Below are 18,284 nucleotides of genomic sequence, written 5' to 3'. Positions count from 1 at the left end.
CTGCGTGGTGCGGATCTGGACAGTCTGCCCGACCGCGTACCCGTTCCATGCGGTACGTTCCGCCCCATGAGGCTGACGATTCTCGGGGGCGGCGGCTTCCGCGTCCCGCTGGTGTACCGGGCGCTGGCGGGGAGCGAGGTCGACACCCTGACCCTGTACGACACCGACCCGCTGCGGGCCGGCGTGATGCGCTCGGTCCTCGACGGGCTGCCGCGTCCGGCGGACGGCGGCGGACTGCCGCGCGTGGTGGTCGCCGAGAGCCTCGACGAGGCGGTGCGCGGCGCCGACTTCGTCTTCTCCGCGATCCGGGTCGGCGGCACCGCGGGCCGCGTCGCCGACGAGCACATCCCGCTCTCCGAGGGGCTGCTCGGCCAGGAGACGGTGGGCGCGGGCGGCGTGCTGTACGGACTGCGTACCGTCCCCGTGGCGCTCAGGATCGCCGAGCGGATCGCCGAACTCGCCCCCGGCGCCCGGGTCATCAACTTCACCAACCCGGCCGGGACGGTCACCGAGGCGATGGCCTCCGTGCTCGGCTCGCGGGTGACCGGCATCTGCGACTCCCCGGTGGGCCTGGTCCGCCGGGCGGCCCGGGCGGCCGGCGCCGACCCGGACACCGTCGGCTACGACTACGTCGGCCTCAACCACCTCGGCTGGCTGCGCTCCCTCACCACCCCCGACGGCCGCGACCTGCTGCCGGGGCTGCTCGCCGACGAGGCGGCGCTCGGCTCGTTCGAGGAGGGCCGCCTCTTCGGCGCGACCTGGCTGCGGGCGCTGGGCGCGCTGCCCAACGAGTACCTGCACTACTACTACTTCCGCCGCGAGACGCTGGCGGCGGTACGGGCGGCCGAGCAGACCCGGGGCGCCTTCCTCGACGGGCAGCAGTCCGCCTTCTTCGCCGAGGCCCAGCGGCAGCCCGAGCGGGCCTTCGCGCTCTGGGAGCGGACCCGCCTGGAGCGCGAGGAGACGTACATGGCGGAGAGCCGGGCGGCCTCCGGCGGCTGGGAGCGGGACACCTGCGACCTGGACGGCGGCGGGTACGACCAGGTGGCGCTGGCCCTGATGCGGGCGCTGGCCCGGGACCGGCCGGCCCGGCTCATCCTCAACGTGCGCAACGGCGCGGGCGGGCCCGGCGCCCCGCTGGTGCTGCCGGCGCTGCCGGCCGACGCGGTGGTCGAGACGGTGTGCGAGGTGGACGGTTCCGGGGTGCGGCCGGTGGTGTCGCCGGTGCCGCTGGGCCCGGCGGAACTGGGGCTGGTGCTCCAGCTGAAGGCGGTGGAGCGGGCCACGATCGAGGCGGCGCTCTTCAAGGACCGCGAGGCGGCGCTGCGCGCGGTGGCGCTGCACCCCCTGGTCGACTCGGTGGCGGCGGCCGAACGCGTCCTGGCCCGCGCGGGGGCGTGACACCGGCGCACGGACGGTACGGAGAGAGCGCGGCACGCTGACGGGCGCACGCCCGGGGTGCCGTGCGGCGAGCCCCGGTGCGCTCGGCCAGGTGGCGGATCACGGGCGGAGTTCCGGGCGGCGGGCGGGGAGTCTCCGAGGCGTGCCCGCACGGATGGGGGGCGTAATCGGCGCGAAGAGGCGCGCGCCGGGGTGCTTCCGCCTGGCGGAGCGTCAGACGACGGGCCGGGGCGCGTGTCAGCGCCTCGGCCCGTTTCGTGCGCACTCCCCTCGGCGAACGCTAAGCGGAACCTCAACACGCCCCCCTGAGCTGGGAGTTCAGCCGGGGATACCCGGGTAAGCGGAATGCAAACATAATGTGACCGGCATCACTGCGGGTTGGCTGTCCGGCGCGTCCGCGCGCTTGATACAAATTGGCCCGCGCTTCCCCCCACTCGTGGTCGGAACGGAAGCGACTCCCACCTCTCTCGCTTCCTGCGTGCCTTCTCGGCATGCCTTCTTCAAGGAACGCCTGTGTCCTCGCGCCACCGTGCCGCCTGGCCCCTCGTCGCCCTGTTCACCGCCGGCTACCTCGCCTCGTACCTGCTGCCGACCCTGGTCGGACGGCTCGACGACCACCTCCCCCTCACCACCCCCCAGGCCGGAGTCCTCGGCAGCGTCCTGCTGCTCTGCTCCGCGTCGGCCGGTTTCCTCCTCGCCTCGCGCGTGGAGCGGCTCGGCGCGCGGCGGCTGTCGCGGGCGGGACTGCTGCTGACGGCCGCCGGGTACGGCACCGCCGCCGCGACCACCGTGCTGCCGCTGGTGGTGGCCGGCGCCGCCGTCGGCGGGTTCGGCTCGGGCACCACCATGACGGTCGCCGCGGGCCGGATCGCCGCCCGGCGCGACCCGCACCGCGCCTCCACCCTCGGGCTGCTCGCCGTCTCCGCCACGGCGGGCGCCCTCTACCTGATACTGCCCGCGCTCGGCGGCGGCCACGGCCTGCCGCTGGCGGCGGTGGCCGTGGTGGCCCTGCTCGTCTGGCCCGCCACCGGCCACCTCCCCGACAGCCGCGACCCCTCCGTGGCCACCGTCGGCTCCCCGCTGCCGCACCGGCGCGCGGGCGGGGTGCTGGCCGGGGCGATCGTCCTGTGGGCGCTCTGCCAGAACGCCCTGTGGGGCGTGAGCGGCCGGATCGGCACCGACCAGGCCGGGCTGAGCGAGGCCGCCGTCGGCGCGGTCTTCGCCGCGGCCCTCGGCGCCGGGCTCCTCGGCATCCTCGGCGCGAGCGCGCTGGGCGCCCGGTTCGGCCGGGCCGCACCGATCGGCGTCGGCACCGTGCTGATCGCCGGCTGCATCGCGGCCAGCGCCCGCGCCGACGGGCTCACCGCCTTCGCCACCGGGGAGATCGCCTGGAACACCCTCTACCCCGCCGTCCTCTCCTACCTGATCGGCCTCGGCGCCCACCTCGACCCGCGCGGCCGCTGGGCCGTGATGGTCGGCTCGGCCTCCGCGCTGGGGGTGGCCTTCGGCCCGCTCGCCGGTTCGCTCCTCTCGGAGCACGCCGGGTTCCCGGTGATGGGGCTGGTGCTCGGCACGACCCTGGTGCTGCTGGCGGCGCCGCTCACCCTGGTCGCCGTCCACACCACCACGCGCCCGCTCTCCTTCGGCCTGGTCCGCCGCGGGGGCCTCACCGCCACGGGCACGCCCCCGCTGCCGGTGCCCCCGCTCGGCACCCCCGAACAGCCGCTCGCCCCGCTCTCCGTCACCGGCCGCCACCTCACCCGGCGCGCCCTGAGCACCGCCGGACCCGGCAACGGGCCGGGCGCGGGCGGCGGTGCGGGCGACGGCGGCTGACGCTCACGGCCCCTCGTGGAGCTGCCGCAGCTCCACCGGGGCCGGGGGCGGCAGCGCGTCCCGGCGGGCCCCGTCCGCCGCCGGGACGGCCCGGAACGACTCCAGGAGGTACGCGGTCAGGCGGCGGGAGGCGGCCTCGTCGGCGCCGGCCAGGCCGTTGTTGGCGAGCAGCACCAGGACGACGTCACTGGGGTCGAAGTCGGGGCGCAGCACCCCGGCCTCCTGGGCGCGCCGCACCAGCAAGGCGAGCTTCTCCTCGGCGCGCTCCCGCTCGCCCCCGGGGTCGAGCAGGCCGGGGAAGCGGGCGAGGAAGGCGGCGGTGAAACCCCGGTCGCGGGCCTGCATGGCGCAGACCTTCTCCACCAGCGAGCGGAAGCCGCGCCACGGGTCGGGGTCGGCCAGCGCCTCGTCGAGGACGGCCGCGCACGCCTGGAACTGCTCGGTGAACGCCTCGGCGACCAGCGCGTCCCGGGTCGGGAAGCGCCGGTAGAGCGTGGCGACGCCGACGCCCGCGCGCCGCGCGATGGTCGTGACGGGGACGTCGATGCCGTGGGCGGCGTAGGCGGCGCGGGCCGCCTGGAGGATGCGGGCCCGGTTGTGGCGGGCGTCGGCGCGCAGGCCGTCGGCGGGGCTGTTCCGAGAGGGCTGAGCAGGCATGTCTCTCACTTTAGGCCAAGTGGAAGGGTTCCTCCGGTTAGCCGGTTAGCGTGGAGGACGGGCCCGGCCCAGGGCCCCGCCTCCACTCTCCCGCTCCCCCTCAAGGACCCGCCATGACCACGATGCGCGCCGCCCTCTTCGACCGCTACGGACCGCCCGAGGTCCTCTACGAGGGGCGTCTTCCCGTCCCCGTGCCGAAGCCGGGCGAGGTGCTGGTCAAGGTGCGCGCCACCAGCGTCAACGGCGGCGAGCTGGCCGGGCGCGCGGGCCGGGTCCGGCTGGTGACCGGCCGCCGCTTCCCGCAGCGCACCGGCATCGACTTCACCGGCGAGGTCGCCGAGGTCACCCCGGGCGTGCGCGGCCCGGCCGTCGGCGACCGGGTGTGGGGCGTGCTGGGCCGGACCATGGGCAGCGCCGCCGAGTACCTCGCGATCCGCCCCGACCGGATCGCGCGGGCCCCCCGGACGGTCAGCCTCACCGAGGCCGCCTCGCTGCCCGCCGGCGGCACCACCGGCCTGACCGCGCTGAAGGCCCACGCGGGCCTGCGCCCCGGCGAACGCCTGCTGGTGCGCGGCGCGGCGGGCGGCGTCGGCAGCGTCGCCGTCCAGCTCGGCAAGGCGCTGGGCGCCCATGTCACGGCGGTGGCGGGGCCCCGCCTGCTGGACTTCGTGAAGGAACTGGGCGCCGACGAGGCGTACAGCTACACCGAGTACGGCCCCGGCGACCTCGGTCCCTTCGACGTCATCATGGACACCGCCGGGACCGACCACCGCCTCTGGCGGCGCCGGCTGGCGCCGGGCGGGCGGATGGTCGCGATCAGCTTCGACCTCGACCACATCCCGTCGAGCCTCGGCTACCTCCTCGCCTCCACCGTCCACGGCAAGGGCCGCGTCCGCTTCTTCAGCGGCAACCCCCGCACCGCCCTCCTGCGCGAACTCACCGGCTACGTGGACAGCGGCGCCCTGCGCCCGGTGGTCGACACGGTGCGCCCGCTCGCCGGCCTCGCCGACGCCCACCGGGCCCTGGAGTCCGGCGGGGTCCGCGGCAAGCACGTGATCCAGGTCGCCGAGGAGACGGCGGCCTGACCGCCGCCCGGCCCGTGCGGGACCGGACGGCGGCCGGGAACTCCGTCTGTCAGCCGGGCAGTTCGGCCTCCAGCAGATCCGCCGCGCGGGCGGTGCCGCCCTCGGCCCGCAGCTCGGCCCGGAGCTTCGCGGAGCGGGCGGCGACCTCCGGGTCGGTGGTGAGGGCGGTGAGCGCGGAGCGCAGCGCCCCGGCGGTGGCCTCGGCCGTGTCGATCCGCCGGGCCACCCCGAGGGCGGCCAGCTGGTCGGCGTTGGCGAACTGCTCGGCGCCCTGCGGCACCGCGATCATCGGCACCCCGAAGTACAGCCCCTCACTGGAGCCGCCCATCCCCGCGTGGGTGACGAAGGCGTCGGCCTGCGCCAGGACGGAGAGCTGCGGCACCCAGCGGTGCACCTCCACGTCGTCCGGGAGCGGGCCGAGCACCGCCGGGTCGGTGTGCCTGCCGATCTGGAGCACGGCGTGCCAGCCCGGCAGGGCGTCCCCGCCGAACGCCTCGACGCACGCCCGGTAGAAGCCGGGCTGCTGGGTGTAGGCGGAGCCGAGCGAGACCAGGACGACCTTTTCGGCCCCGGCCGGGCGCTGCCAGCTGCCCTGGTCGGCCCGGTCGCCGAAGCAGGGCCCGACGAAGGTGACCACGTCCGGGTCGACCTGTTCGGCGAAGGGCTGCATGGCGCGCGGCACGGTCGCCAGCGCCCGGGCGGGCAGGCCGGCGAACTCCTCGAACTCCCGCGTGGTCGCCCCGCTTCCGGCGAGCCAGGCGTTGCCCTCCCTGGCGTACACCTCGTAGCCGGGCAGGGCCCGGACGGCGGCGCCGACCGTCTCCTCGTACCCCTTCCAGGCGACGTAGGTCGGGGAGAGCTGGACGTGCGGGCGGGACTGGGACTCGGCCAGGGCGCGGGCCGCGTAGGCGCCGATGTCGTAGAGGTAGAGGTCGGCCGGGTCCTCGTCGTAGAAGGCGCGCAGGTGCGGGAGGGCCTGGGCGGCGTCGGCGACGAAGAGGCGCATGGCCTCGACGCCGTCCTCGGGCCAGACGTTGTCGGCGAACGGGAGGGTGGAGGGGACCGGGACCAGTTCGGCGCCGGTCGGGGCGATCAGGTCGCGGACCGCCGGGTCGGCGGCGTAGGTGACCCGGTGGCCGCGGGCGACCAGCTCCCGGATGATCTCCAGGCTGGGGAGGATGTGGCTGACCATCGGCGCGCCGGCCATGGCGATGTGGGCGCGCGGACGCGTGGTGCGCTGCATGGGGAACTCTTCCTGCGGTGATGAACGGGTGACGGCGTCACCGGACCGCGCCCCGGCCCCGGTCAGGGGCGGGCGCGGTCGCGGCGGTGGTCCGGGGGGCTCGCGCCGCGCCCCGGACCGGAAGGTGCCGTCAGCCGTACATCTGGAGGAAGGAACTCATGGCGGCAAGGTAGCCGGGCGTGCCGGCCACCGGCAACCGCTTTACCGGCCGCCGCCTCAGTCGAAGGTGTACGCCTCGACCTCGGCGAGGTAGCGGGCGCGGCGCTCCTCGTCGTCCTCCAGGAAGGAGGCCCGGAAGGAGTTGCGGGCCAGGGTGCGCAGCGCCTCGTGGTCCAGGCCGAGCGCCTCCTGCACGGCGTGGAAGGTGTCGCCGACGTAGCCGCCGAAGTAGGAGGGGTCGTCGGAGTTGACGGTGCAGAGCAGTCCGGCGGCCATCATCTCGCGCAGCGGGTGCTCCTCCAGGATGTCGATGGCGCGCAGCCGGACGTTGGAGAGCGGGCAGAGCGTCAGCGGGATCTGGTCGCGGACCAGCCGCTCCACGACGGCCGGGTCCCGCATGGCGGTCAGCCCGTGGTCGATCCGCTCCACCTTCAGCACGTCCAGCGCCTCGGTGATGTACGCGGGCGGGCCCTCCTCGCCCGCGTGCGCGACCTTGCGCAGCCCGAGCCGCCCGGCCTCCTCGTACACCTCGCGGAACTTGGCCGGCGGGTGGCCGACCTCGGCGGAGTCCAGGCCGACGCCGGTGATGCGGTTCAGGTACGGCTCGGCGGCCTTCAGCGTCTCCATCGCCGACTCGGCGCTCTGGTCGCGCAGGAAGCACATGATGAGCAGCGTGGAGATGCCGAACCGCTCCTCGCTGGTGGCGAGCGCCCGGCTCAGGCCGCCGACCACCGTCTCCATCGAGACGCCCCGGGCCATGTGCGCCTGCGGGTCGAAGAAGATCTCCGCGTGCCGCACGCCCTGTTCGGCGGCGCGGGCGAGGTAGGCGTCGGCGAGGTCGGCGAAGTCCTGCTCGGTACGGAGGACCGCCATCAGGCCGTAGTAGAGGTCGAGGAAGGACTGGAGGTCGGTGAAGAGGTACGCCCTGCGCAGCTCCTCGGTGGAGGCGTAGGGCAGCGTCACGCCGTTGCGCGCGGCCAGTTCGAAGGCGAGTTCCGGTTCGAGGGTGCCTTCGATGTGGAGATGGAGTTCGGCCTTGGGCAGGGGCATGAGCGGGCTCTCTCGGCTGGTGCGGGTGGTACGGGCGGGCCCGGATCGCGGGCCGCGCCATGGAGGGAAGCGTACGGTCCCGCCGGTCGTCCTGGGCGAAAGGGGCCCTTGGACCGTTTCGGTGTCCGTGCGCCCTGTGCCGGATGTGCCGCCCGGCCGGGTGAGCGGCCGCCGCCCAGGGGGAGAAGGAGGGCGGCGGCCGGGTTCTGGCGGGCGGTCAGGCGAAGGCGCCGCTGTAGGCGTTGAGGGCGGGCTGGCCGCCGAGGTGGGCGTAGAGGACGTTCGCGTCGCGGGGGATGTCGCCGTCGCGGACCAGGTCGATGAGGGCCGCCATCGACTTGCCCTCGTAGACCGGGTCGAGGATGACGCCCTCCAGGCTGCCGGTGAGGCGGATGGCGTCCAGGGTGGAGCGGTCGGGGATGCCGTACCGCTCCCCCGCCCAGCCTTCGAGGAGGGTGATCTCCTCGTCGCGCAGGTCGCGGCCGAGGCCGATGCGGGCGGCGGTGTCCCGGGCGATCTTCTCGATCTGGGCGCGGGTCTCGGCGGGCTTGGCGGAGGCGTCGATGCCGAGGACGCGGCGCGGCCGGTCCTGCCCGGCGAACCCGGCGATCATCCCGGCGTGGGTGGAGCCGGTGACGCCGCAGACCACCACGGTGTCGAAGAAGACGCCGAGCTGCCGCTCCTGCTCGCGCACCTCCTCGGCCCAGCGGGCGAAGCCCAGCCCGCCGAGGGGATGGTCGGAGGCGCCGGCCGGGATGGCGTACGGGGTGCCGCCGGCCCGGCGGACGTCCTCCAGCGCCTGGTTCCAGCTCTCCTTGAAGCCGATGCCGAAGCCGGCGTCGACCAGCCGGACGTCGGCGCCCATCAGGCGGGAGAGCAGGATGTTGCCGACCTTGTCGTTGACCGGGTCGGGCCAGTCGACCCAGCTCTCCTGGACGAGGACCGCCTTCAGGCCGAGCCGGGCGGCGACGGCGGCGACCTGGCGGGTGTGGTTGGACTGCACGCCGCCGATGGTGACGAGGGTGTCCGCGCCCTGCTTCAGCGCGTCCGGTATCAGGTACTCCAGCTTGCGGGTCTTGTTGCCGCCGAAGGCCAGCGGGCTGTTGACGTCCTCCCGCTTGGCCCAGACGCGGGCGCCGCCGAGGTGGGCGGTGAGCCGGTCGAGGGGGTGGATGGGGCTCGGGCCGAAGAGCAGCGGGTGGCGGTCGAAGTCGTCCAGGGACACGGGTACCTCCGGGGCGGGGCGGGCGGTCAGGGGGTGTCGGCGGCGCTCTCGTCGTGGAGCCGGTCGAGGAGCGGGACGAGGGTCTGCCAGTTCTCGCGGGTGGCGGCGGCCGCGCCCTCGGCGTCCCCGGCCGCGCACCGTTCGACGATCCGGTCGTGCTGGGCGACCGAGGCCCGGCCGCTGAGCGAGGAGAACCGGAGCCGCTCGACCCGGCGCAGCACCGGGGTGAACTGGTCCAGGACGGTGCGCGCGGCCGCGTTGGCGGCGGCGGTGACGGGCACCCCGTGGAAGGCGTCGTCGGCGGCGACGGCGGCGGGCACGTCGTTCTCGCGCAGGGCGCGGGCGAAGCGGGCGTTGGCCTCCCGCATGGCGTCGAGCTCGGCGGCGGAGAGGCGGGGTACGGCCTGGCGGACGACGAGTTCGTGCAGGGCGGCGGTGACCGACTGGGCGTCCCGGGCCGCCCGCACGTCCAGTGGGCTGACCAGCGTGTGCCGCCCCGGCGTGGTCCGCACCAGCCCGGCCTGCTCCAGCCGGGCCAGCGCCTCCCGGACCGGGGTACGGCTGACACCCAGCCAGGCGACGAGGGCCGCGTCCTGCAGCCGCTCACCGGGGGCGAGAGTGCCGTCCACGATGGCGTCCCGGATGGCCCGGTACGCCTCCTCCCGCAGGAGGGATCTGCTGACGAGCCCGCGGCTGTCGGGAACTGGCATGCAATATATTGCACGCCGCCGGAGGCGGGACGTCAAGAGGCGCGGAGGAAGTCCGGGAGCGCCGACGGCCCAGGGGCCAGGGCTACTCGGCCTGCCGCAGCCCCTGAAGGAGCAGCCCGACCAGGCGGCGCGGGTCGTAACGGGGGTCGTCGTCGGACCCGGCGCACAGGTTGCCGATGCCGCGCATCAGCTCGTACGCCCGCGTGCCGGGCCCGATCTCGCCGGCGTCGGCGGCGGCGTCGAGGAGCTGGGCGCAGACGGGGACCAGGCGGTCGAGGAAGTAGGCATGCAGGGCTTCGAAGCCGCCGCTGTCGGCGCGCATCGCGTCGGCGAGGCCGTGCTTGGTGACCAGGAAGTCGACGAAGAGGCCGGTCCAGGCGCGGAGCGCGGCGAACGGGGAGGCGGAGTCGGCGAGCAGAGCCGGCCCGGCCTCCGCGCACGCCTCGACCTGGTGGCGGTAGACGGCGACGACGAGGTCCGCGCGGGTCGGGAAGTGGCGGTAGACGGTGCCCGTCCCGACGCCCGCCCTGGCGGCGATCTCCCGGATCGGCGCGTCGACGCCGGAGGCGACGAAGACCTCGGCGGCCGCGTCGAGCAGCACCTGCCGGTTGCGCACCGCGTCGGACCGCGTGCTGCGGGCCGACGCCCCCTTGGACTCGCTCGCGCTGGGCACGGCTCTCCCCTTCCGGTTCCGGCGGCCGTTGACGAAACGGAACACTGTTCCGTATGGTCGAAACCGAACGGCGTTCCGCTTTCAGGGTAGCCGACATCCCGTGCTGCCCGCCCCTCCCCCTCCCACCCCTGCCCGGCCCCGCCACCGGCGGCCGGGCCCTCGAAGGGACCCCTCTGTCATGAGTGAACCGACCCCTGCGGCCGACGTCCTCGGCCGGCCCGTCCCCGTCCTCTCCGTCAGCCCCGTCACCCTGCCGGCCCCCGACCGGGCCGTCGACCTCCAGCTGCGCGTCTCGGCGCCCGTGACCGGGAGCGGCCTGCCGGTCGTCCTCCTCTCGCACGGGCTCGGCTTCTCGCACCACCTCTCCTCGCTGCACGGCTACGCGCCCCTCGCCGCCTTCTGGGCGGCCCACGGATTCGTGGTGATCCAGCCGACCCACCTGGACTCGCGCACCCTGGGCGAGAACCGGGGCACAGACGCCGGGGGCGTCCCGCACTGGCGCTCCCGCGCCGAGGACATGCGGCGCGTCCTGGACCGGCTGGACGAGGTGGAGGAGGCCGTACCCGGGCTCGCCGGGCGCCTGGACCGGAGCAAGGTGGCGGTGGCCGGGCACTCGATGGGCGGGCACACCGCGAGCCTGCTCCTCGGCGCCCGGCTCACCGACCCGGACGACGGGGCCGAGGTGAAGCTGGCCGACCCCCGGATCACGGCGGGGGTGCTGCTGGCGGCGCCGGGCCGGGGCGGCGACGCCCTCACCGACTTCACGGTGGAGCACTACCCGTTCTTCCTGACCACCGACTTCTCCCGGATGGCGACGCCCGCACTCGTCGTCGCCGGGGACAAGGACGACTCCGCCTTCCTGACCGTCGCGGGCCCCCAGTGGCACGCCGACCCGTACACCCTCGCCCCGGGCCCCAAGTCCCTGCTGACCCTCTTCGGCGCGGAACACGGGCTGGGCGGCGTCTCCGGGTACGACGTCGCCGAGACCACCGACGAGGACCCCGCCAGGGTGGCCGCGGTCGCCCGGCTCACCGCGGCCTACCTGCGCAGCGCCTTCGACCCCGACGATCCTGCCTGGCGGACGGCGGGCGACCAACTGGCCGCCGAATCGGCCCCCTTCGGACGGATCGAGTCCAAGTAGGCCGGTACGGGGCGGAGGTTCAGCGCCGCTTCGGCACCGGAATCCGGTCCAGGTCCCGTGCGATGGTCAGCTCACCCTCGTAACCGGCGGCGCGGGCCTGCCGTTCGAAGGCGGTGGGGTCGGTGTAGCGCTGGGAGAAGTGGGTCAGGACGAGGTGGCGCACCCCGGCGTCGGCGGCGGCGCGGGCGGCCTGGCCGGCGGTCAGGTGGCCGTGTTCGGTGGCGAGGCGCTCGTCCTCGTCGAGGAAGGTCGACTCGATGACGAGCAGGTCGCAGCCGTCGGCCAGGGCGTGGACGCCGTCGCAGAGCCGGGTGTCCATCACGAAGCCGAACCGCTGCCCGCGCCGCACCTCGCCGACCTCCGCCAGCGTCACCCCGCCGAGCTTCCCCTCCCGCTGGAGCACGCCCACGTCGGGCCCGCTGATCCCGTGCGCGGCCAGCTTCTCGGGCACCATCCGCACCCCGTCGGGCTCCACCAGCCGGTAGCCGTACGCCTCCACCGGGTGCGACAGCTTGTGCGCCTCCAGCGTGTACGAGGAGCCGGCGGCGAGCGGGCCGTCGGCGGTGACCGGGGCCTCGGTGACGCCGACGCTCTCGTAGTACGCGGTGGAGTAGCGCAGCCGCTCGAAGAAGCGCTGCCCGCTCGCCGGGTAGTGCGCGGTGACGGGGTGCGGGACCCGGTCGAGGTTGATCCGCTGAATCACGCCGGCCAGGCCGAGGCTGTGGTCGCCGTGGAAGTGGGTGACGCAGATCCGGTTCAGGTCGTGGGCGGAGACCCCGGCGCGCACCATCTGGCGCTGGGTGCCCTCGCCGGGGTCGAACAGGATGCCCTCGCTGTCCCACCGCAGCAGGTAGCCGTTGTGGTTGCGGTGGCGGGTCGGGACCTGGCTGGCGGTGCCCAGCACCACCAGCTCACGCACGGACACGGGGCGTTCAGCCGGGAGGCCACTGGAGGCCGCGGCCTCCGAGCACGTGGGCGTGGGCGTGGAAGACGGTCTGCCCGGCGCCGGAGCCGGTGTTGAAGACGACCCGGTAGCCGGTCTCCGCGATGCCCTCCTCGGCGGCGATCTCGCCGGCCTCGCGCAGCACGTCGGCGGCGACGGCGGGCTCGGCCGCGCTCAGCGCGGCGGCGTCCGGGTAGTGGGCGCGGGGGATCACCAGAATGTGCGTGGGCGCCTGCGGGTTGATGTCGCGGAAGGCGACGGTGGTGTCCGTCTCCCGGACGATCGTCGCCGGCACGTCACCGGAGACGATCTTGCAGAACAGGCAGTCGGGCTGGTGCGGCAGGCTGGGCTGGTCCGTCACTGGGGAACTCCCTCTTGATCGGTGAGCCGCATCGTAACTCCCCTGCCCTCGCGGCGGTCCCGGCGGCCGGAAGGGCGGGGAACCGGGGCCGACCGGCCCGGTTCCGTGCCTTGGGTGTCGGCTGCCGGGACGAGCCGGGGAGGGGGTGCCGGCGCACGTGCGCCGGCACCCCCTCCCCGCTCACCGGTCACTCCCGGTACTGGCCCCCCGCCGGGCGCTTCGGCTCGGGGAGCTCGGGCGGGGTGAGGGCCGGGGTCTCCTCCAGGGCGGCCAGGGCCACCCGTACCGCCTCGTCGAGCTGGGGGTCGCGGCCGGCCGCGTAGTCGTGCGGGGCGTGGACCACCTCGATGTCGGGGTCGACGCCGTGGTTCTCCACGTCCCAGCCCTGGCCCTCCAGCCAGAAGGCGTACTTGGGCTGGGTGACGACGGTCCCGTCGACCAGGGTGTAGCGGCTGTCGATGCCGATGACGCCGCCCCAGGTGCGGACGCCGACGACCGGGCCGATGCCGCGCGCCTTGATGGCGGCGTTGACGATGTCGCCGTCCGAGCCGGAGAACTGGTCGGAGACGGCGACCACGGGGCCGCGCGGCGCGTCCAGCGGGTAGCTGGAGGGCCGCATGCCGCGCGGCACGTCCCAGCCGACGATCTTGCGGGCCAGCTTCTCCACCACGAGCTGCGAGGTGTGGCCGCCCCGGTTCTCCCGGATGTCGACGACCAGGCCCTCGTGGGCGGCCTCGACGCGCAGGTCACGGTGGATCTGGGCCCAGCCGGGCGCCTGCATGTCGGGGACGTGCAGATAGCCGAGGCGGCCGTCGGAGAGGGCGCGGACGTGGGCCCGGCGGTCGGCGACCCAGGCGTGGTAGCGCAGCGGCTCCTCGTCGTCGAGGGGGACGACCACGGTGTGGCGCGGGTCGCCGCCCCCGGCCGGGGAGACGGTCAGCTCCACCGGCTTGCCGGCCGTACCCACCAGCAGCGGGCCGGGGCCGGTCACCGGGTCGACGGGCTGTCCGTCGACGGCGAGGATCGCGTCGCCCGCGCGGACCGCGACGCCGGGGGCGGCGAGCGGCGAGTGGGCGTGCGGGTCGGAGGTCTCCGAGGGCAGCACCCGCTCGACGCGCCAGACGCCCTCCTCGTCCCGGGCGAGGTCGGCGCCGAGCAGGCCCTGCCGCATCCGGGGGCCGACCCAGGTGCCGTGCGGGGTGACGTAGGCGTGCGAGGTGCCGAGTTCGCCCTGGACCTCCCAGAGCAGGTCGACCAGGTCGCTGTGGGTGGCGACGCGTTCCAGCACCGGGCGGTAGCGCTCCAGTACGCCGTCCCAGTCGAGGCCGCCGAGGTCGGGGCGCCAGAAGTGGTCCCGGGTGAGGCGGCCGGCCTCGTCGTACATCTGGCGCCATTCGGCGGCCGGTTCGATGTTCTGCCGGACGCGGGCGAGGTCGACGGTGACGCGGTGCTCGCCGTCGTCCTCGTGCGGGGCGCGGCGGTCGCTGGGGACCAGGCGCAGCTCGCCGTCGACCCGGAGCAGGACCCGCTTGCCGTCGCCGGTGACGGCGAACCCGTCGGCCGGGGAGGCGAGTTCCTCGATCCGGCGCTGGGCGAAGTCGTACCGCTCCAGGACCGAGCGGGGACGCGGGCTGTCCGAACCGGCGTGGGCGGCGCCGAGGACCCCGCGCAGCGGGTGGCTGAGCCACAGGACGCCGTCCTTGGCGGCGCGCAGCCCCGAGTAGCGCCCGGCGTCGACGGGGAACGGCACGATCCGGTCGGCCAGTCCGTCCAGGTCGATCCGGGTGGCGGGGGCGCCCTCGCTGTCGGGCGTCTCGTCCTTGTCGGGCGTCTCGAAGGCCCGGCCGTGCCGCTGCGGGCCGAACGGCGAGGGCGTGGTGGCGGCCAGGGTGATCAGGTGCGGCCTGCTGCTGTCGAGGAAGGCCAGGTCGAAGACGTGGTCGTCGTAGACCGGGTCGAAGGAGCGCTCGGAGAGGAAGGCCAGGTGCTTGCCGTCGAGGGTGAAGGCGGGGCTGTGGTCGTTGAACCGCAGCGGGGTCGCCTCGGAGACGGTGAGGTCGGTGGTGTTGGCCAGTTTGAGCTGGCGCAGCGGCTCCGGGCCGGGGTGGGACCAGGCGAGCCAGGAGGAGTCCGGGGAGAAGACGAGGCCGGTGGCGTCGCCGTCCTCGCTGCGGTCGACCTCGCGGACCTCGCCGGTCTCCCGGTCGACGAGCAGCACCCGCCCGTCGTGCGAGGCGACGGCGGCCCGGCTGCCGTCGGGCGCCATCCGCAGCTGGAGGACGCGGCCGAGCTGCCCGGCGGCGATCCGCCTCGGGGTGGAGCCGGCGGCGGTGCCGGTGGCGGGGGCGAACTCCAGCGCGTCCTCGCCCTCGGCGTCGGTGACCCAGGCGACGTACTCCTCGCCGTCGACCCGGAAGGTGCGCGGCAGGCGGTGCCGGACGCCCGGTTCGCCGGAGAGGAGGCGGGCGGGGCCCGAGCGGTGGGTGACCCAGTGGACGGCGCCGCGCACGGTGACGGCGCTGCCCCGGCCGGTGTGGTCGGGCGAGGCGCCGCCGAGGTCGCGGCCCGGTTCGACGGGCCGGGGCTGGAGGTCGGCGCGCTGGCCGCCGAGGGCGATGTCGAGCGGGCGCGGCTCGGGCGCGGCGTCCTGCCCCTCGGGGACGTCGAGGCCGTCGAGCACCCACAGGCGGCCGGCCGCGGTGTAGACGACGCGGGTGCCGTCGGTGGCGGCGTGCCGGGCGTAGAAGGCCGGCAGGCCGGTGTCCGGGTCGGTGAGCGGGGTGTGGCGGCGCAGGTCGGTGCCGTCGGGGAGCGAGGAGTAGAGGGCGCCGACGCCCTCGTGGTCGCTGAGGAAGGCGATGCGGTCGCCGACCCAGAGCGGGTACTCGATGTTGCCGTCGAGGCCGGCGTGGAGGCGGGTGAACTCGCCGCCCTCGGTGCCGGTCCAGAGCTTTCCGGCGGTACCGCCCCGGTACCGCTTCCACCAGGCGGCCTCGCGGCCCATCGACACCGATCCCAGCAGCACCTGGCCGTCGGGGCCGTACGCGACGCCGCCGACGGGGCCGAAGGGCAGGGCGGGGGCGGGGCCGCCGTCGAGCGGCACGGCCCGGGCCCAGCTGCGGCGCAGGGAGGCCTCGCCGTAGGTGGTGAGGGCGAGGACCTCGCCCCCGGGGGTCCAGCCGCGCACGGAGGTGCGCTTGCTGCCCCAGTGGGTCAGGCGCCGGGAGGGGCCGCCGTCGGTGGGGGCGACGTGCACCTCGGGGGCGCCGTCGCGGGTGGAGGTCCAGGCGACCGTGGTGCCGTCGGGCGAGAAGCGGGGATGGTCGACCGGCATGTTGTCGGCGCTCACCCGCCAGGCGCGCCCGCCGTCGAGCGGCGCCACCCAGACGTCGTCCTCTGCGACGAAGGCGACCAACTCGCCGTGGACATGCGGAAACCGGAGGTACGCAGGCTGTGTCACCCGATCAGCCTATGCAGCCGACCCACCCCTCGGGGAGGCCCTTGGATCACTTGCCCGGATCTCATCCCCCACCTCGGCCCCAGAGCCGAAGCCGGCCCGGTCGGCATATCTCAGCCCCGCGGGCATATCTCAGCCGGGCGGGCCTACCTCAGCCGGGCCGGCCTACCTCAGCCGGGCTACCTCAGCCGGGCTACCTCAGCCCGGCGGGCAAATCTCAGCCCGGCCGGCGCTTGAGGCCACTCAGCCCGGCCGGCGCTTGAGGCCAAACCAGCCCGGCCGGCGCTTGAGGCCATCGGTGACGGGCACGCCCGACCGGCGAGCACCCGAGAAGCCGGCCCAGCCACGGGCACCCCGTCCCCGGAGCCGAGCCCGGCAGGGCTCACCCCCAGCGCCCGGTCCGCCCCAGCAACAAGGCCACCCCGGCCGTCCCGGCGGTGGAGGTCCGCAACACACTGGGCCCCAGCCGGAACGCCCCGGCCCCCGCCTCCCCGAAGGCGGCCAACTCCTCCGGAGAAACCCCCCCTTCGGGCCCGACGACAAGCACGATCGACCCCTCCTCGGGCAGGGCGGCCCGCGCCAACGGCGCGCTCCCCTCCTCGTGGAGGACCGCCGCGAAATCGGCCCCACCGAGCAACGCGGCCACCTGCCGCGTGGAGTGCGGGTCCGCCACCTCGGGGAACCGGAGCCGCCGCGACTGCTTCCCGGCCTCCCGGGCCGTCGCCCGCCACTTGCCCAGCGACTTGAGCCCCCGCTCCCCCTTCCACTGGGTGATGCACCGCGAGGCCGCCCACGGCACGATCGCGTCGACGCCGGTCTCGGTCATCGTCTCGACGGCCAGCTCTCCCCGGTCCCCCTTGGGCAGCGCCTGCACCACGGTGATCCGCGGCCGGGGCGCGGGCTCCTCACGGACCTCGCCCACGGCGACGTACAGCGTGGACTTGCCCTCCGCCGACACCACGGTGCCGAAGGCCCCGCGCCCGGCCCCGTCCGTGAGGACGACGGGCTCACCGGGGTTGAGCCGCCGTACGGAGACGGCGTGCCGGCCCTCGGGCCCGTCGAGGACGACGGTGCCGGCGGACACCTCGTCGACGAGGAAGACGGGTGCGGTCATCGGGTTCCTCCTGTGGGCGACGGGCCGCCGAGAGCGAGGACGGCGGCTGCCGTCTCGGCGGCGAGGACCTCCACCAGTTGCGCGGCGGGCATCTCGCGGGCGAGCCGGTGGCCCTGCCCGGCCCAGAGCGCCATGCCCTGGGCGTCGCCGGTGCGGGCGGCCGCCTTGCGCAGCGGGGAGGTGACGTGGTGGACCTGCGGGTAGGCCGCGGGGGCGTAGGGGCCGTGTTCGCGCAGGAAGCGGTTGACGAGGCCGCGGGCCGGGCGCCCGGAGAAGGCCCGGGTCAGCTCGGTGCGGGTGAACAGGGGGTTGCCGAGGGACTGCTTGTGCAGCAGCGGGGCGCCGGACTCGGGGCAGACCAGGAAGGCGGTGCCGAGCTGGGCGGCCTGCGCCCCGGCGGCGACGGCGGCCGCGATCTGCTCGCCCCGCATGATGCCGCCGGCCGCGATCATCGGCAGGTGCACCGCCTCGCGGACCAGGGTGAGGAGGGTGAGCAGGCCGAAACCGGCGCCGTCCCGTTCGGGGTCGTCGCGGTGGGTGCCCTGGTGGCCGCCGGCCTCGATGCCCTGGACGCAGAGCGCGTCGGCGCCCGCCTCCTCGGCGGCGCGGGCCTCCTGGGGGGTGGTCACGGTGACGGCGGTACGGGTGCCGACCCGGTGGAAGGAGTCGATCACCTCGGCGGTGGGACAGCCGAAGGTGAAGGAGACCAGGGGGACGGGGTCGTCGAGGAGGATGGCGAGCTTGGCGTCCCAGTTGTCGTCCTGCCCCAGGTCGCAGTCGCCGAGCGGCGTCTCGTACCAGGCGGCCTCGCCCGCGAGCTGGTGGCGGTAGACCTCGATGGTGGCGGGGTCGGCCAGCTCGGGCTGCGGGAGGAAGAGGTTGACACCGAACGGGCGCGAGGTGAGGGCCCTGAGCTGGGTGATCTCCTGGTACATGCCGTCGGCGGTCTTGTAGCCGGCGGCGAGGAAACCGAGGCCCCCGGCGTCGCTGACGGCCGCCGCGAGAGGGGGGCAGGAGCCGCCGCCGGCCATCGGGGCCTGCACGATCGGGACATCGCAGAGGTCGGTCAGCGCACGGGACATGAGCGCATCGTGCCATGTCCCCCGCATCCCGCCGAATCTCGACTCCTCCGCATCCGCCGGGCTCTCCCGCCGGATCGCCGAAGCCGGGTACGCAGCGGGGCCCGGCCCCGCCGTGTGGCGGTGCCGGGCCCCGGTGCGTACGGGTGGCGG

At 75.3% G+C, this 18,284-nt stretch carries 15 protein-coding genes; 4 read left to right on the top strand and 11 right to left on the bottom strand.

Annotated elements, in window-relative coordinates:
* Positions 1–66 precede the first annotated feature (66 nt).
* Positions 67–1,401: a family 4 glycosyl hydrolase gene (locus tag IF45_RS0107925; protein ID WP_030306460.1), complete on the top strand. Its 1,335-nt coding sequence runs from the start codon at positions 67–69 to the stop codon at positions 1,399–1,401.
* Positions 1,402–1,914: 513 nt separating this feature from the next.
* Positions 1,915–3,234, top strand: a complete 1,320-nt coding sequence (locus IF45_RS0107920) for an MFS transporter (RefSeq protein ID WP_030306458.1) — start codon at positions 1,915–1,917, stop codon at positions 3,232–3,234.
* Positions 3,235–3,237: 3 nt separating this feature from the next.
* Here IF45_RS0107920 and IF45_RS0107915 read toward each other — a convergent pair whose 3' ends face one another.
* Positions 3,238–3,891 (bottom strand): TetR/AcrR family transcriptional regulator, encoded by a 654-nt coding sequence (locus IF45_RS0107915; protein ID WP_008405694.1) that lies wholly within the window; start codon positions 3,889–3,891, stop codon positions 3,238–3,240.
* 113 nt (positions 3,892–4,004) lie between these two features.
* Between IF45_RS0107915 and IF45_RS0107910 the strand changes: the two genes are divergently transcribed.
* Entirely contained in the window at positions 4,005–4,976 is a 972-nt protein-coding gene (locus tag IF45_RS0107910; RefSeq protein ID WP_008405696.1) for an NAD(P)-dependent alcohol dehydrogenase, read from the top strand.
* A 49-nt stretch (positions 4,977–5,025) separates the two neighbouring features.
* On the opposite strand, the gene IF45_RS0107905 is transcribed toward IF45_RS0107910, so the two are convergent.
* The 5 genes from IF45_RS0107905 to IF45_RS0107885 form a co-directional block, all read right to left on the bottom strand.
* The gene (locus IF45_RS0107905) at positions 5,026–6,219 is read right to left on the bottom strand and encodes a macrolide family glycosyltransferase (protein ID WP_008405698.1); all 1,194 of its coding nucleotides are present in this window, start codon (positions 6,217–6,219) and stop codon (positions 5,026–5,028) included.
* A 216-nt stretch (positions 6,220–6,435) separates the two neighbouring features.
* A complete protein-coding gene (locus IF45_RS0107900; RefSeq protein ID WP_003947980.1) occupies positions 6,436–7,428 on the bottom strand; it encodes an adenosine deaminase in 993 nt (330 codons plus the stop codon).
* A 217-nt stretch (positions 7,429–7,645) separates the two neighbouring features.
* On the bottom strand, positions 7,646–8,653 hold the full coding sequence (locus tag IF45_RS0107895; protein WP_003947981.1) for a 1-aminocyclopropane-1-carboxylate deaminase: 1,008 nt from the start codon (positions 8,651–8,653) through the stop codon (positions 7,646–7,648).
* A 26-nt stretch (positions 8,654–8,679) separates the two neighbouring features.
* Complete coding sequence (locus IF45_RS0107890) at positions 8,680–9,363, bottom strand: GntR family transcriptional regulator (RefSeq protein ID WP_030306456.1); 684 nt, start codon at positions 9,361–9,363, stop codon at positions 8,680–8,682.
* A gap of 82 nt (positions 9,364–9,445) precedes the next feature.
* A complete protein-coding gene (locus IF45_RS0107885) occupies positions 9,446–10,036 on the bottom strand; it encodes a TetR/AcrR family transcriptional regulator (RefSeq protein WP_003947983.1) in 591 nt (196 codons plus the stop codon).
* 178 nt (positions 10,037–10,214) lie between these two features.
* Here IF45_RS0107885 and IF45_RS0107880 point away from each other — a divergent pair, with 178 nt between their 5' ends.
* Positions 10,215–11,177 (top strand): alpha/beta hydrolase family protein, encoded by a 963-nt coding sequence (locus tag IF45_RS0107880; RefSeq protein WP_003947984.1) that lies wholly within the window; start codon positions 10,215–10,217, stop codon positions 11,175–11,177.
* Positions 11,178–11,196: 19 nt separating this feature from the next.
* Here IF45_RS0107880 and IF45_RS0107875 read toward each other — a convergent pair whose 3' ends face one another.
* The 5 genes from IF45_RS0107875 to IF45_RS0107855 all read right to left on the bottom strand — a co-directional run bounded on the left by IF45_RS0107875 (position 11,197) and on the right by IF45_RS0107855 (position 18,134).
* Positions 11,197–12,102: a ribonuclease Z gene (locus IF45_RS0107875; RefSeq protein WP_003947985.1), complete on the bottom strand. Its 906-nt coding sequence runs from the start codon at positions 12,100–12,102 to the stop codon at positions 11,197–11,199.
* 7 nt (positions 12,103–12,109) lie between these two features.
* Positions 12,110–12,481, bottom strand: coding sequence for a histidine triad nucleotide-binding protein (locus tag IF45_RS0107870; RefSeq protein ID WP_010637815.1), 372 nt, complete (start codon positions 12,479–12,481; stop codon positions 12,110–12,112).
* Positions 12,482–12,668: 187 nt separating this feature from the next.
* Entirely contained in the window at positions 12,669–15,941 is a 3,273-nt protein-coding gene (locus IF45_RS0107865) for a S41 family peptidase (RefSeq protein ID WP_026282328.1), read from the bottom strand.
* Between the two features lie 379 nt (positions 15,942–16,320).
* Positions 16,321–17,052 (bottom strand): 16S rRNA (uracil(1498)-N(3))-methyltransferase, encoded by a 732-nt coding sequence (locus tag IF45_RS0107860; RefSeq protein ID WP_030306453.1) that lies wholly within the window; start codon positions 17,050–17,052, stop codon positions 16,321–16,323.
* Complete coding sequence (locus tag IF45_RS0107855) at positions 17,049–18,134, bottom strand: nitronate monooxygenase (protein ID WP_003947989.1); 1,086 nt, start codon at positions 18,132–18,134, stop codon at positions 17,049–17,051. Before IF45_RS0107855 ends, IF45_RS0107860 begins: the two co-directional genes overlap by 4 nt.
* Between the last annotated feature and the right edge of the window lie 150 nt (positions 18,135–18,284).

The organism is Streptomyces albidoflavus (genome assembly GCF_000719955.1).
GTDB lineage: Bacteria > Actinomycetota > Actinomycetes > Streptomycetales > Streptomycetaceae > Streptomyces > Streptomyces albidoflavus.
This window is presented reverse-complemented; position numbering and strand designations above follow the sequence as displayed.

What these genes read in the sequence shown, in the direction of transcription:
- IF45_RS0107925 (WP_030306460.1), top strand. Translation starts at nt 67, where the DNA reads ATGAGGCTGACGATTCTCGGGGGCGGCGGCTTCCGCGTCCCGCTGGTG.
- IF45_RS0107915 (WP_008405694.1), bottom strand. Translation starts at nt 3,891, where the DNA reads ATGCCTGCTCAGCCCTCTCGGAACAGCCCCGCCGACGGCCTGCGCGCC.
- IF45_RS0107910 (WP_008405696.1), top strand. Translation starts at nt 4,005, where the DNA reads ATGACCACGATGCGCGCCGCCCTCTTCGACCGCTACGGACCGCCCGAG.
- IF45_RS0107905 (WP_008405698.1), bottom strand. Translation starts at nt 6,219, where the DNA reads ATGCAGCGCACCACGCGTCCGCGCGCCCACATCGCCATGGCCGGCGCG.
- IF45_RS0107900 (WP_003947980.1), bottom strand. Translation starts at nt 7,428, where the DNA reads ATGCCCCTGCCCAAGGCCGAACTCCATCTCCACATCGAAGGCACCCTC.
- IF45_RS0107890 (WP_030306456.1), bottom strand. Translation starts at nt 9,363, where the DNA reads ATGCCAGTTCCCGACAGCCGCGGGCTCGTCAGCAGATCCCTCCTGCGG.
- IF45_RS0107880 (WP_003947984.1), top strand. Translation starts at nt 10,215, where the DNA reads ATGAGTGAACCGACCCCTGCGGCCGACGTCCTCGGCCGGCCCGTCCCC.
- IF45_RS0107860 (WP_030306453.1), bottom strand. Translation starts at nt 17,052, where the DNA reads ATGACCGCACCCGTCTTCCTCGTCGACGAGGTGTCCGCCGGCACCGTC.
- IF45_RS0107855 (WP_003947989.1), bottom strand. Translation starts at nt 18,134, where the DNA reads ATGTCCCGTGCGCTGACCGACCTCTGCGATGTCCCGATCGTGCAGGCC.